The following is a 12349-nucleotide window of genomic DNA, read 5'->3' as shown; positions in this document are numbered from 1 at the left end:
CACCCACGCAAGGAATCCATGAGCACCTCCGGCAGCAACGCAGGCAACGGCACCCTCTACATCGGTGTCAGCACCAAAATGTACCTGGGCTACCAGGCAAGCCTGCGTTGGCTGTCGGAGGTGCGCTCCATTGTGGACGAAAGGCCTGGACTGGCTGGTAGTGCGCCGGTCCGGGTCTTCGTCATCCCGTCCTTCCCGGTCCTGGAATCCGCCGGCCGGATCCTGGACGGTTCGCCCATCCTGCTTGGCGCGCAAAACTGCGCCTGGGGGGACGGGCCGTTGACCGGAGAAGTCAGCCCCGGGATGCTAGCCGAACTCGGCGTCTCACTCGTCGAGATCGGCCATGCCGAACGCCGCAAACTCTTCGCCGAGGATGACGCCACGGTGGCACGCAAGGTGCGTGCCGCCGTCGGCCATTCCCTCACCCCGCTGCTCTGCATCGGTGAGCCGGAAAGGCTCGACGCCGGAGCTGCCGCGGCTTTCTGCGTCGAGCAGGTCCGCTCCGCCACGGATGGCGACGCCGCCCTGCTCAGCCGCGTGGTCCTGGCCTACGAGCCCGTTTGGGCCATCGGCGCGCAGGAACCTGCCCCGCCGCAGCACGTGAATGCCGTCCTGGCACAGATCCGTGCCGAGCTGGGCCCGGAATGCCCCCTCATCTACGGCGGCAGCGCCGGCCCCGGACTGCTTCCGCAGCTGCCGGCCGCGGACGGACTCTTCCTGGGCCGCTTTGCCCACGACGCCGCCAACCTGGGCCGTGTCCTGGACGAAGCCCTCGCTCTTGCTCAGACCCGCGCGCCCGCCAGTAATTCTTCAAGCCGCTCGTAGCCTTCGCTCAAGCCGCCTTCCATTCCCGACTGCGCCATGCCATCGCGCGCCTCCTGGCTGGGGTACACCGAGTGGCCCCGCAACCGCGTGCGTCCGTTGCCCAGGTCCTCGAAGGTCATGAACTCCAGGCTCACCACGTCCGGGTATCCGCCGAACTCGAAGGTCTGCAGGGCGAACTCGTTCTCGCGAACCGTATGGAAGATGCCCCGGAACTCGTAGGGCACCCCGTCAGGGCCGGTGTGGATGTACCGGTAGCTCCCGCCGGTGCGGAAATCGTAGTGGTCGATGTCCATCTTCATGCCCCGCGGGCCCAGCCACTGGACAATGAGATCCGGCTCTTTGTGCGCGCGGAACACGTCCGCCACCGGGAAATCGAACTCGCGCTCGTAATCGATGAAGGGGACGCCCTCAGGAACGCTGAGTTTCAGGGAATTGCTCATCATGACTCCTTGGAGGATTGGTCGCCGCCTGCTGCAGCATGTGATTTCAGCACGGTATCCAGGTTGCGGAACTGACTTTCGCGGACCAAGCGGTACTGGTCAATCCACGCAGTAAGTGCCTCAAGCCGTGCCGGGTTCAGGTGCACGGGCCGGCGTTGGGCATCCCGGCTGCGGGTGACAAGTTGCGCCTGCTCGAGTACCTGGATGTGCTTCGAGACTGCCTGCTTGGAAATCTCGAACGGGTCCGCCAGTTCATTGACGGTTGCCGGACCCTTGCTCAGCCGGGCGATGATGCTGCGACGGACAGGGTCTGCCAGGGCCAGGAAAGCCGCATCCAGAGCCATGTCGTCGGACATCGTGCCGGCCTCTCGAATCGTAATCAACCTAGTCGTTTATCAACATTTCGGTTGATTAATGCTAGGCCTGCCGCGGCCTCGGCGCAAGAGGGGCCTTGTTTCTTCTAAAGCAGCTTTGTTAGTATGTCAGTACAAACTAACAAGGGAGAAGTTTTATGCCACTGGTACGCATCGACGTCAACGAAGGGCGCACCGCCGAGGACCTGCAGCGGCTCAGCCGCGGAATCCACGACGCCATCCTCGCCGAATACGGCATTCCGGAGCGCGACTACTTCCATATCCTTACCGAACACCCCCAGGGCCAGATCTTCGCCCAGGACGCGGGGCTGGGCTTTGAGCGCACGGGGGGAGTGGTGATGATCCAGATCTTCACCCAGGGCGGACGCTCCCAGGAGGCCAAGCAGAGGCTGTTCGCTGCAGTTGCCGAAAAGCTCGCCGCGGTGGGGGTTGCCGGCGAGGACGTTTTCATCGGCTACGTCGAAAATACCGCCGGCGACTGGTCCTTCGGCTTCGGCAAAGCGCAGTACGTGACGGGCGAATTGGCCGTTCCGAAGAAGTAGCGGGCGCGCCCATCAATTGGGGGATGGGCGCCAGCAACCTATGTTGTAAGCATGTCAGTACAAACCTTTGACAGGACATTCGATCTAGGGCAAAGTAGTGCCTGTGGCCCACACCACGGCCTGCCAGTTCCGGAACTCCTGCCTCTCAAAGGACTCGAGTTCCACACCAGAAAGGTCCACGATTCCCGTGACCCACGAGCTTCTTACGATCGGGCGCATCAGCGTTGATATCTACCCGAACGACATCGGGGTTGGCCTGGAGGATGTCAATTCCTTCGGCAAGTACCTGGGCGGTTCGCCGTCGAACGTCGCTGTTGCCGCTGCCCGCCACGGGCGCCGGACCGGCGTCATCACCCGCACCGGGGACGACCCGTTCGGGGAGTACCTGCACCGCGAACTGCGCAAGTTCAATGTTGACGACTCCTTCGTGACTCCGGTCGAAGACTGGCCCACGGCCGTGACGTTCTGCGCCATCAAACCGGCCACGGACGAGTTCCCGCTGTACTTCTACGGCCGTTTCCCCACGGCCCCTGACCTGCAGATCAAGGCCGAGGAGCTGGACCTGGACGCGGTCCGGGACGCAGGGATCTTCTGGTCCACCGTGACGGGGCTGTGCCAGGAGCCGTCCCGGACCGCCCACATCGCCGCGCATGAGGCCCGCCCCCGCACGGGGCTGGCCGAGGGGCAGTTCACCATCCTGGACCTGGACTACCGGCCCATGTTCTGGGCCTCCGAGGAAGAAGCCCGGGCCGAGGTGGCCAAGATCCTGCCGCACGTCACGGTCGCCATCGGCAACGACAAGGAATGCGCGGTTGCCGTGGGCGAGGGCACCCCTGATGAGCAGGCGGACCGGCTGCTGGCTGCGGGGGTCGAAATCGCCGTCGTCAAGCTGGGCCCTGAAGGCGTGATGGCCAAGACCCGCACCGAGCGCGTAGTTTCCGCCCCCGTCCCCGTCGAAACCCTCAACGGCCTGGGGGCAGGTGACTCCTTCGGCGGCGCCTTCTGCCACGGACTGCTGTCGGGCTGGCCCCTGGCCCAGGTCCTGGATTACGCCAACGCCGCGGGCGCCATCGTCGCCTCCCGCCTCTCCTGCGCCGACGCCATGCCGACGCCGGACGAGGTCACCTCCCTGCTGGCCGAACGCGGACGCCCGGTTCCCGGCACCGCCCAGCTTGCCACCGAAGGAGCAGTACTGTGACCCTCACACCCCTTGCCTCAGACAACGCCGTGGACGATGACCCGCGCCGCTACGAGCACCTGAGCACCATCCGCCTCGAGGACCCGGACGCCGTCGCCCGCGCCGCGAAGGCACGCCGCCGCCACCCGGGCGTGAAGGCAGGCCGGCAGAACTTCATCGTCGCCGCCGACCACCCGGCCCGGGGCGCCCTGTCCGTCGGCAACGACCCCGTCGCCATGGCGGACCGCCGCCAGTTGCTGGACCGGCTGCAGATCGCGCTGGCCAACCCGGCTGTGGACGGTGTCCTGGCTTCCCCGGACATCATGGACGACCTGCTGCTGCTGGGTGCTCTGGACGGAAAGCTGGTGTTCGGCTCGATGAACCGCGGCGGGCTGTCCGGGCTGGTCAACGAGTTCGATGACCGGTTCACCGGCCACACCGCCGCCGCCCTGAAGGAACTGGGCGCTGACGGCGGGAAAATGCTCACCCGCATCTGCCTGGGCGACCCGGATACGGTTGCCACCCTTGAGGCCACGGCACGCGCCATCGACTCCCTGGCCGAACGGAAGCTGATCGCCATGGTGGAGCCGTTCCTGTCGGTCCGCGAGAACGGCCGGGTCCGCAACGACCTGTCCACCAACGCGGTGATCAAGTCCATCGCCATCGCCGAGGGCCTGGGCTCCACCAGCGCCTACACCTGGATGAAGCTTCCCGTGGTGGCGGAGATGGAACGCGTCATGGCGGCGACCACCATGCCCACCGTCCTGCTGGGCGGTGACCCGGACGGGTCCCAGGACGAGGTCTTTGCCACCTGGGGTGCTGCCTTGGCACTGCCCGGCGTGCAGGGCCTCACCGTGGGCCGCGCCCTGCTCTACCCCGCTGACGGGGACGTCGCCGGCGCCGTTGCCGCGGCTGCCTCGCTTCTGCACCACACCACAGAAATCCCGGAGAACTAGCCATGGGCACAACACCAGGAACGCGCAGAATGACGGTGGCGCAGGCCGTCGTCGAATACCTTTCCCAGCAGTACACCGTGGACTCAGTCAATGGCGTCGAGTACCGTGAGCGGCTGATCCCGGGCACGTTCGGTATTTTTGGGCACGGCAACGTGGCCGGTGTAGGCCAGGCGCTGAAGCAGTACCAGCAGCAGGATCCCACCCTGATGCCGTACTACCAGGGCCGGAACGAGCAGGCCCAGGTCCACCAGGCCGTCGGGTATGCCCGGCACACCCGCCGTCGGCAGACCTACGCGGTCAGCACCTCGATTGGCCCGGGCTCGTCCAACCTGCTGACGGGTGCGGCGCTTGCGACGACCAACCGCCTGCCGGTGCTGCTGCTGCCCAGTGACACGTTCGCGACCCGCGCCGCGGACCCTGTCCTGCAGCAGCTGGAGCAGCCGTACGCGTACGACATCACCGTCAATGACGCGTTCCGGCCGCTGTCCAAGTTCTTCGATCGCGTGAACCGCCCGGAGCAGCTGTTCTCCGCGTTCCATCACGGCCTGCGGGTCCTGACCGACCCGGCCGAGACCGGCGCTGTCACCATTTCGCTGCCGCAGGACGTCCAGGCCGAGGCCTTCGATGTCCCGGAGGAGTTCCTGGCCGAGCGGGAGTGGCGCATCCGCCGCCCCGACGCCGACGACGACGACATCGCCCGCGCCGCCGCAGCCATTAAGGCAGCGAAGCGTCCGCTGATCATCGCCGGCGGCGGCGTCCTCTACGCCTACGCCAACGACGAACTCGCCAGGCTCGCCGAGCTGACCGGCATTCCCGTGGGCAACACGCAGGCCGGCGTCGGCGTCCTGCCCTGGGACCACAAGTATTCGCTCGGTGCCATTGGCTCCACGGGCACGACGGCGGCCAACGCCATCGCTGCCGAAGCGGACCTGATCATCGGCATCGGCACCCGCTACGAGGACTTCACCACCGCGTCCCGGACCGCGTTCCAGAACCCGGACGTGCAGTTCGTGAACATCAACGTCGCCCCGATCGACGCGTACAAGCACGGCACCACGCTGCCGATCGTCGCCGACGCCCGCAAGGCCCTGGTCAAGCTCAACGCAGCCCTGGGCGGCTACCGCGTGGGCGCCGACCTGTCGCGACGCGTCGAGGCGGAGAAGCAGCGCTGGAACGCCACGGTGGACGAGGCGTTCGACACGAGGTTCACCCCGCTGCCGGCGCAGAACGAAATCATCGGCGCCGCCAACCGGGCCATGGACGCCCGTGACGTCGTCATCTGCGCGGCGGGTTCGCTACCCGGTGACCTGCACAAGATGTGGCGGGTCAGGGACCCGTTCGGCTACCACGTGGAGTACGCCTACTCCTGCATGGGCTACGAAATCCCCGGCGGCCTGGGCGTCAAGCGCGCGGCGATCGCCGAAGCGGCAAGCACGACGGCGGCAGGCGCCATTGGTGGGGAAGCTGCCCAGGTGCGGGACGTCGTGGTGATGGTGGGGGACGGCTCCTACCTGATGATGCACACCGAACTGGTCACCGCGGTCGCCGAACGCATCAAGCTGATCGTGGTCCTGATCCAGAACCACGGCTACGCCTCCATCGGCTCGTTGTCCGAATCCCTTGGCTCGCAGCGGTTCGGCACCCAGTACCGTGCGCTGAACGAGGAGCAGCACAGCTTCGACGAGGGCGAAACCCTGCCCGTGGACCTGGCCCTGAACGCCGAGTCCCTGGGCGTAAAGGTCATCCGCATCGAACCCGGCGAGAAGGTCATCGCCGAACTCGAACAGGCCATCCGCGACGCCAAGGCCGCCCCGGAAGGGTCCGGGCCGATCCTGATCCACGTCGAATCCGATCCGCTGCTGGACGCACCGTCCTCCGAATCCTGGTGGGACGTTCCCGTCTCCCAGGTCTCCGAACTGGAATCCACCAAGCAGGCCTTCCAGACCTACGTGGACCACAAGTCACGCCAGCGCAAACTGCTCGGCTGACTTCCGCTCCCTCCAAGACCCACCCACTCAAGGAAGAGTCCCATGACTGCCACCACTACTGAGACCACCGTCATCAACCACTTCATCGACGGCGCCGAAACTGCCGGCGAGGGTGACCGCACCACCCCGGTGTACAACCCGGCCACCGGTGCCGTGTCCGGCGAGCTCCGCCTGGCCAACCGCGCCGACCTGGACACCGCCGTCGCCGCCGCCCGCAAGGCCGCCGACGCCTGGGGTGACATCTCCCTGGCCAAGCGCACCGCCGTGCTGTTCAAGTTCCGCGAACTTGTCGCCGCGCACGTTGACGAACTCGCCCAGCTGGTCACCGCCGAGCACGGCAAGGTCCTCTCCGACGCCAAGGGCGAAATCGGCCGCGGCCTCGAGGTCGTGGAGTACGCCTGCGGCATCCCCACCCTGCTCAAGGGTGACTACTCGGACCAGGTCTCCACCGGCATCGATGTGTTCTCCTTCCGCGAGCCGCTCGGTGTGGTTGCCGGCATCACGCCGTTCAACTTCCCCGTCATGGTGCCGCTGTGGATGGCCCCAATGGCCATCGCCACCGGCAACGCATTCATCCTGAAGCCCTCCGAGCGCGACCCCTCCGCGTCGCTGCTGTTGGCCAAGCTGTGGAAGGAGGCTGGCCTGCCGGACGGTGTGTTCCAGGTCCTGCACGGCGACAAGGAAACCGTTGACGGGCTGCTGACCCACCCGGACGTGGACGGCATCAGTTTTGTCGGTTCCACCCCGATCGCCCAGTACGTCCACGAAACCGCCACCAAGCACGGCAAGCGCGTCCAGGCCCTGGGCGGGGCGAAGAACCACGCGATCATCCTGCCCGACGCCGACCTGGACAACGCCGCCGACCACCTCGCCGCCGCCGCGTTCGGCTCCGCCGGGGAACGCTGCATGGCCATCTCCGTCGCCGTCGCCGTCGGAGACGCCGCCGATGCCCTGGTCGCCAAGGTCCAGGAACGCGCCGAAGCCGTCAAGGTCAACAACGGCACCGAACCCGACGCCGAAATGGGCCCGGTCATCACCCCCGCCTCCAAGGAACGCATCGTCAAGATCGTCACGGAAGCCGAAACCGCCGGCGCCGCCATGGTCGTTGACGGCCGCGACCTGGTGGTCCCGGGCCATGAGAACGGGTTCTGGGTCGGCCCCACCGTGATCGACCACGTGAAGACCGAAATGACCGCCTACAAGGAGGAAATCTTCGGACCGGTCCTGGTGGTGGTCCGCGTGGACACCCTCGAAGACGGCATCAAGCTCATCAACGCCAACCCCTACGGCAACGGCACCGCCATCTTCACCTCCTCGGGAGCCGCAGCCCGCAAGTTCCAGCGTTCGGTGACCGTGGGCATGATTGGCATCAACGTGCCCCTGCCCGTCCCTGTGGCCTACCACTCCTTCGGCGGCTGGAAAGCCTCCCTCTTCGGCGACAAGCACATCTACGGACCCGAAGGCGTAAGCTTCTACACCCGCGGCAAGGTGGTCACCTCCCGCTGGCCCGAAACCCACCACGCCTCCGGCGCCTCCTACAACTTCCCCTCCAACTGAAAGGCACCGCAGTCATGACTGAGAACAAGCTGATCATCGGCACGGCGCCGGACTCCTGGGGCGTCTGGTTCGCGGAGGATCCCAAGCAAACTCCGTGGGAACGCTTCCTCGACGAGGTGGCCGAATCCGGCTACAAGTGGATCGAGCTGGGACCTTACGGCTACCTGCCCACCGACCCGGCCCGCCTCGCAGAGGAACTCAAACAGCGCGACCTGCAGATCTCCGCCGGCACCGTGTTCACCGCCTTCCACCGCGGCCTGGACCAGTGGGAAACCGCATGGGAGCCGGCCCGCAAGGTGGCGGAGCTTACCGCTGCCATGGGCGGCGAGCACATCGTGGTCATCCCCGCCATGTGGCGCGACGACGTTACCGGCGAGGCCGTGGAAAGCGGCACCCTCAGCGAAAAGGCCTGGGATGACCTGTTCGCCGGCCACAACCGCCTGGGCAAGACCCTCCTGGAGGACTTCGGCCTGAAGCAGCAGTTTCACTCCCACGCCGACTCCCACGTCGGCGCGCAGGCGGAAATCGAAACGCTGCTGGGCGCCACGGACCCGCAGTACCTGAACCTCTGCCTGGACACCGGGCATGCCGAATACTGCGGCGCCTCCAGCCTGGACCTGATCAAGAACTACCCGGACCGGATCGGCTACCTGCACCTGAAGCAGATCAACCCGGAAATCCTCAAGAAGGTCAACGAGGAAAACATGACCTGGGCAGCTGCCAACCTGGCCGGCGTCATGACCGAACCGCCCAACGGCCTGCCGGACCTGCGCGCGGTCATCGAAGCTGTGGAAGCTCTCAACCGTCCCATCTTCGGCATCGTCGAGCAGGACATGTACCCGGTGGCCTTCGACGTTCCCATGCCGATTGCCAAGCGCACCCGCAACTACCTGCTGTCCTGCGGCTCCCGCACCACTGTCAACTGACAGACAGCACAGACCCCGCCACAGACACCAAAAGGACCAGAACAATGACTGAAACTCTCCGCGTCGCCGTCATCGGCGCAGGCCGCATGGGCGCCGACCACATCCAGCGCCTCAACAAGCGGATCCATGGAGCCGAAGTTGCCGCCGTCGTCGACGTAGACCTCGCCCGCGCCCAGGCCGCCATTGAAGGCATCCCGGGCGCCGTGGCCCTCGCCGACGCCGAAGAGGCCCTCGACAACGGCGACGTCAACGCCGTCCTCATCGCCACCCCCGGCTTCCTGCACGAGGACATCCTGCTGAAGGCCCTCGCCCGGGACATCCCGATCCTCTGCGAAAAGCCCCTCACGCCCGACGCCGAATCCTCCTGGAAAATCGTCGAAGCCGAGGTGGCACTGGGCCACAAGCGCATCCAGGTAGGCTTCATGCGCCGATTCGACGCCGAATACGCCACCTTGGGCTCGATCATCCGCAACCACGAACTGGGCGAGCTGCTGATGCTGCACCACCAGCACCGCAACCCGAGCACCCCCGCGGGCTTCACCAACGAGATGCTCATCAACGACTCAGTGGTCCACGAGTTCGATGCCATCCGGTACTTCACCGGCGAGGAAATCACCAGCGTGCAGGTGCGCCTGGGCAAGGCCACGAGGAACGCTCCCTCCGGCCAGCACGATCCCCAGCACGTCCTGCTCGAGACCGAGTCCGGCGTCCTGGCCGACGTCGAAATCTACGTCAACGCCAAGTTTGGCTACGAGGTGGCCACCCAGGCCTCCTTCGAGGACGGCATCGTCAGCATCGGCGGCGACAAGGGCCCCTACACCCGGAGCTCGGGCCGCTGGGGTGGCAACGTCACTCCAGGGTTCGAGGAGCGCTTCGGGGCGGCGTACGACGTCGAAATCCAGTCGTGGGTGGACGCTGCACTTAAGGGCGGGATCGGCGGCCCCTCCGCCTGGGACGGGTACGCCACCGCTGCGTGCTGCGAAGCAGGCGTCGAAGCGCAGAAGAACGGCGAAAAGGTCGCCGTGAAGCTGAACGCAAAGCCCGACCTCTACAAGTAGGACCGGAAAGGGGACGGAGCCCATCCGTCCCCTTTCGTGTCTCCGTATCTTTTGAGCCACAATGGAGTGTTTACGTGAAAATCGCCCTTGATCCCACCCCTTTCCACCACTCGCACAGCCTGCTTGAGTTCCCCAAGGTGGTGGCGGACCTCGGCTACAAGTACATGCAGATGACCCCGCACGCGGACTTCATCCCGTTCTTCAACCACCCCAAGGCAGACGACGAACTGGTGGGCCAGCTGAAGAAGGCCTGCAGGGACGCCGGAATCGAGATCGCCTCCGTGCTGCCGGTGCTCCGCTGGTCGGGGCCGGACGAGGACGCCCGCGAGGCGGCTGTCCGCTACTGGAAGCGCGCCATCCAGATCACCGTGGACCTGGGCGTCAGCACCATGAACACCGAGTTCAGCGGCCGTCCTGAGAAGGCGGAGGAGTCCGAGCGGGCGTTCTACCGTTCCATGGAGGAACTTTTGCCCATTATTGAGCGCGAGGGAATTGATCTGCTGATTGACCCACACCCGGATGACTTCGTGGAGGAGGGCCTTGCCGCCATCCGCGTGATCCGGGGTGTGAACTCGAAGAATGTGGGCATGGTCTACGTGGCCTCGCACAGCTTCCATATGAAGAACTCCCCGTTGGACATCATGCGGGCGGCGGGGGACAAGCTGCGGCTGGTCCACGTGGCCGACACCATGAACCACCACGCCTCCCACGGGCTGCGCTACATCACCAACCCGCCGGGCAACCCGGTCCGCGTCCACCAGCACCTGAAAATCGGCGACGGGGACGTCAACTGGGACGAGTTTTTCGGCGGCCTGAAGGAAATCGGCTTCCTGGACCGCGACGACACGGTGATGGTCTCCAGTGTTTTCGCGGAGGACGAGAACGCCGACGAGGTGTCCCGCTACCAGCTGGAGACCATGAAGCAGTACGTCCAAAAGGTAAGCCTATGAGTTCTCACGCGCATACCGGGGCAAAACCCGGCAACCACAAGCGGGCACTGCGGACCGTCACCATCATCTCCACTTTCGGTGGCCTGCTGTTCGGCTACGACACGGGTGTGATCAACGGTGCCCTTCCGTACATGCAGGAGGACTTGGGCCTGACGCCGCTGACCGAAGGCCTGGTCACCTCGTCCCTGCTGTTCGGTGCAGCCTTCGGCGCCCTGTTCGGCGGACGCCTGGCCGACCGCAATGGCAGGCGCCGGATGATCATGGTGCTGGCCGTCATCTTCCTGCTGGGCACGCTGGGCTGCACGTTCTCGCCCAGCACCGAAGTGATGATCGCGGCCCGGTTCATCCTGGGACTGGCCGTAGGCGGAGCATCGGTGACAGTGCCCGTGTACCTGGCGGAAGTTTCGCCGAGCAACCGCCGCGGCCGGATCGTCACACAGAACGAGCTCATGATCGTCACCGGCCAGCTGCTGGCGTTCATCTTCAACGCCTACCTGGGCAACTCCTTCGGTGAGTCGCATGGCATCTGGCGCTGGATGCTGGTTATCGCCACGCTTCCTGCCATCGCGCTGTGGATCGGCATGAACTTCATGCCCGAGAGCCCCCGTTGGCTGGCCTCCATCGGCAGCTTCGGGGAGACGCTCAGCGTGCTGCAGCGGATCCGGTCGCAGGAGGAGGCCCGCAGGGAGTTTGAAGAAGTCAAGGCCATGGCCGTGGAGGACTACAAATCCAAGATGGGTTCCTGGAAGGACCTGGGCATTCCGTGGCTCCGCCGGATCTTCGTGGTGGGCCTCGGCCTGGCGGTGATCCAGCAGATCACCGGCGTGAACTCGATCATGTATTACGGCACCCAGATCCTGTCGCAGTCGGGGTTCGGCCGCGAAGCGGCGTTGACGGCCAACATCGCCAACGGTGTGATCTCGGTCCTGGCCACCTTCGTGGGCATCTGGCTGCTGGGCAAGGTGGGCGGGCGCCGGATGCTGATCACCGGCCAGGCAGGCACGACGACGGCGCTGCTGCTGATCGGCCTCTTCTCACTGATCCTGCCGGAAGGCACAGCCCGGGGCTTCGTCATCCTGGCGCTCACCGTGACGTTCCTGGCGTTCCAGCAGGGTGCCATCTCCCCGGTAACCTGGCTGATGCTCTCGGAAATCTTCCCGTTGAAGATCCGTGGCCTGGGCATGGGCGCTTCGGCGTTCCTGCTGTGGATCGTGAACTTCCTGATCGGGTTCGGATTTCCGCAACTGCTGGCCGCCATCGGCATCTCCAACACGTTTTTTGTATTCGCCGTCCTGGGCGTGGGCGCTATCGCTTTCGCCGCCAAGTATGTGCCCGAGACCAAGGACAAGAGCCTTGAGGACCTGGAGCATTACTTCAAGAACGTGGCAGGCAGCAAGCCCCAAGCGGCCGGGGCCGCAGTTCACTGACGGTCCGGCCAGCTAAGCCATAACCACGCCAGCGCCACCACCCCCACGCCCCCTTGAGCATCGCTCAGGGGGCGTGGCTCGTTTCCGGGTCAGTTTCGTTGTGGCGTTGTCCGGTTAAACATGCGGAGG

At 65.6% G+C, this 12349-nt stretch carries 12 protein-coding genes; 10 read left to right on the top strand and 2 right to left on the bottom strand.

What is annotated here, in order from left to right; genetic code table 11:
• Positions 1–18: 18 nt before the first annotated feature.
• Positions 19–825, top strand: coding sequence for a triose-phosphate isomerase family protein (locus tag FBY30_RS02180; RefSeq protein ID WP_142131003.1), 807 nt, complete (start codon positions 19–21; stop codon positions 823–825).
• On the opposite strand, the gene FBY30_RS02175 is transcribed toward FBY30_RS02180, so the two are convergent.
• A complete protein-coding gene (locus tag FBY30_RS02175) occupies positions 783–1265 on the bottom strand; it encodes an SRPBCC family protein (protein ID WP_142131002.1) in 483 nt (160 codons plus the stop codon). The genes FBY30_RS02180 and FBY30_RS02175 overlap by 43 nt on opposite strands.
• Positions 1265–1621, bottom strand: coding sequence for an ArsR/SmtB family transcription factor (locus tag FBY30_RS02170; protein WP_142130999.1), 357 nt, complete (start codon positions 1619–1621; stop codon positions 1265–1267). Before FBY30_RS02170 ends, FBY30_RS02175 begins: the two co-directional genes overlap by 1 nt.
• A 155-nt stretch (positions 1622–1776) precedes the next feature.
• Between FBY30_RS02170 and FBY30_RS02165 the strand changes: the two genes are divergently transcribed.
• The 9 genes from FBY30_RS02165 (at position 1777) to FBY30_RS02125 (ending at position 12220) form a co-directional block, all read left to right on the top strand.
• Positions 1777–2181 (top strand): tautomerase family protein, encoded by a 405-nt coding sequence (locus FBY30_RS02165; protein WP_142130998.1) that lies wholly within the window; start codon positions 1777–1779, stop codon positions 2179–2181.
• A 187-nt stretch (positions 2182–2368) separates the two neighbouring features.
• Entirely contained in the window at positions 2369–3379 is a 1011-nt protein-coding gene (gene iolC / locus FBY30_RS02160) for a 5-dehydro-2-deoxygluconokinase (RefSeq protein WP_142130996.1), read from the top strand.
• A complete protein-coding gene (locus FBY30_RS02155; protein ID WP_142130994.1) occupies positions 3376–4314 on the top strand; it encodes a Cgl0159 family (beta/alpha)8-fold protein in 939 nt (312 codons plus the stop codon). The genes iolC and FBY30_RS02155 overlap by 4 nt, the downstream gene beginning before the upstream one ends.
• Before the next feature lie 2 nt (positions 4315–4316).
• Positions 4317–6302 (top strand): 3D-(3,5/4)-trihydroxycyclohexane-1,2-dione acylhydrolase (decyclizing), encoded by a 1986-nt coding sequence (gene iolD, locus FBY30_RS02150; RefSeq protein ID WP_200830619.1) that lies wholly within the window; start codon positions 4317–4319, stop codon positions 6300–6302.
• 42 nt (positions 6303–6344) lie between these two features.
• Positions 6345–7859 carry a CoA-acylating methylmalonate-semialdehyde dehydrogenase gene (locus FBY30_RS02145; RefSeq protein ID WP_142130991.1) on the top strand — a complete coding sequence of 505 codons (1515 nt, stop codon included), beginning with the start codon at positions 6345–6347 and terminating at the stop codon, positions 7857–7859.
• 14 nt (positions 7860–7873) lie between these two features.
• A complete protein-coding gene (locus tag FBY30_RS02140; RefSeq protein ID WP_142130988.1) occupies positions 7874–8785 on the top strand; it encodes a sugar phosphate isomerase/epimerase family protein in 912 nt (303 codons plus the stop codon).
• 44 nt (positions 8786–8829) lie between these two features.
• A complete protein-coding gene (locus FBY30_RS02135; RefSeq protein ID WP_142130987.1) occupies positions 8830–9843 on the top strand; it encodes a Gfo/Idh/MocA family protein in 1014 nt (337 codons plus the stop codon).
• A 74-nt stretch (positions 9844–9917) separates the two neighbouring features.
• Positions 9918–10793, top strand: coding sequence for a sugar phosphate isomerase/epimerase family protein (locus FBY30_RS02130; RefSeq protein ID WP_142130986.1), 876 nt, complete (start codon positions 9918–9920; stop codon positions 10791–10793).
• A complete protein-coding gene (locus tag FBY30_RS02125; protein ID WP_142130985.1) occupies positions 10790–12220 on the top strand; it encodes a sugar porter family MFS transporter in 1431 nt (476 codons plus the stop codon). The genes FBY30_RS02130 and FBY30_RS02125 overlap by 4 nt, the downstream gene beginning before the upstream one ends.
• Positions 12221–12349 lie beyond the last annotated feature (129 nt).

This window comes from Arthrobacter sp. SLBN-83 (assembly GCF_006715285.1).
Classification (GTDB): domain Bacteria; phylum Actinomycetota; class Actinomycetes; order Actinomycetales; family Micrococcaceae; genus Arthrobacter.
The sequence above is the reverse complement of the archived record's forward strand: the minus strand, read 5'-3'. Positions and strand labels throughout refer to the sequence as shown.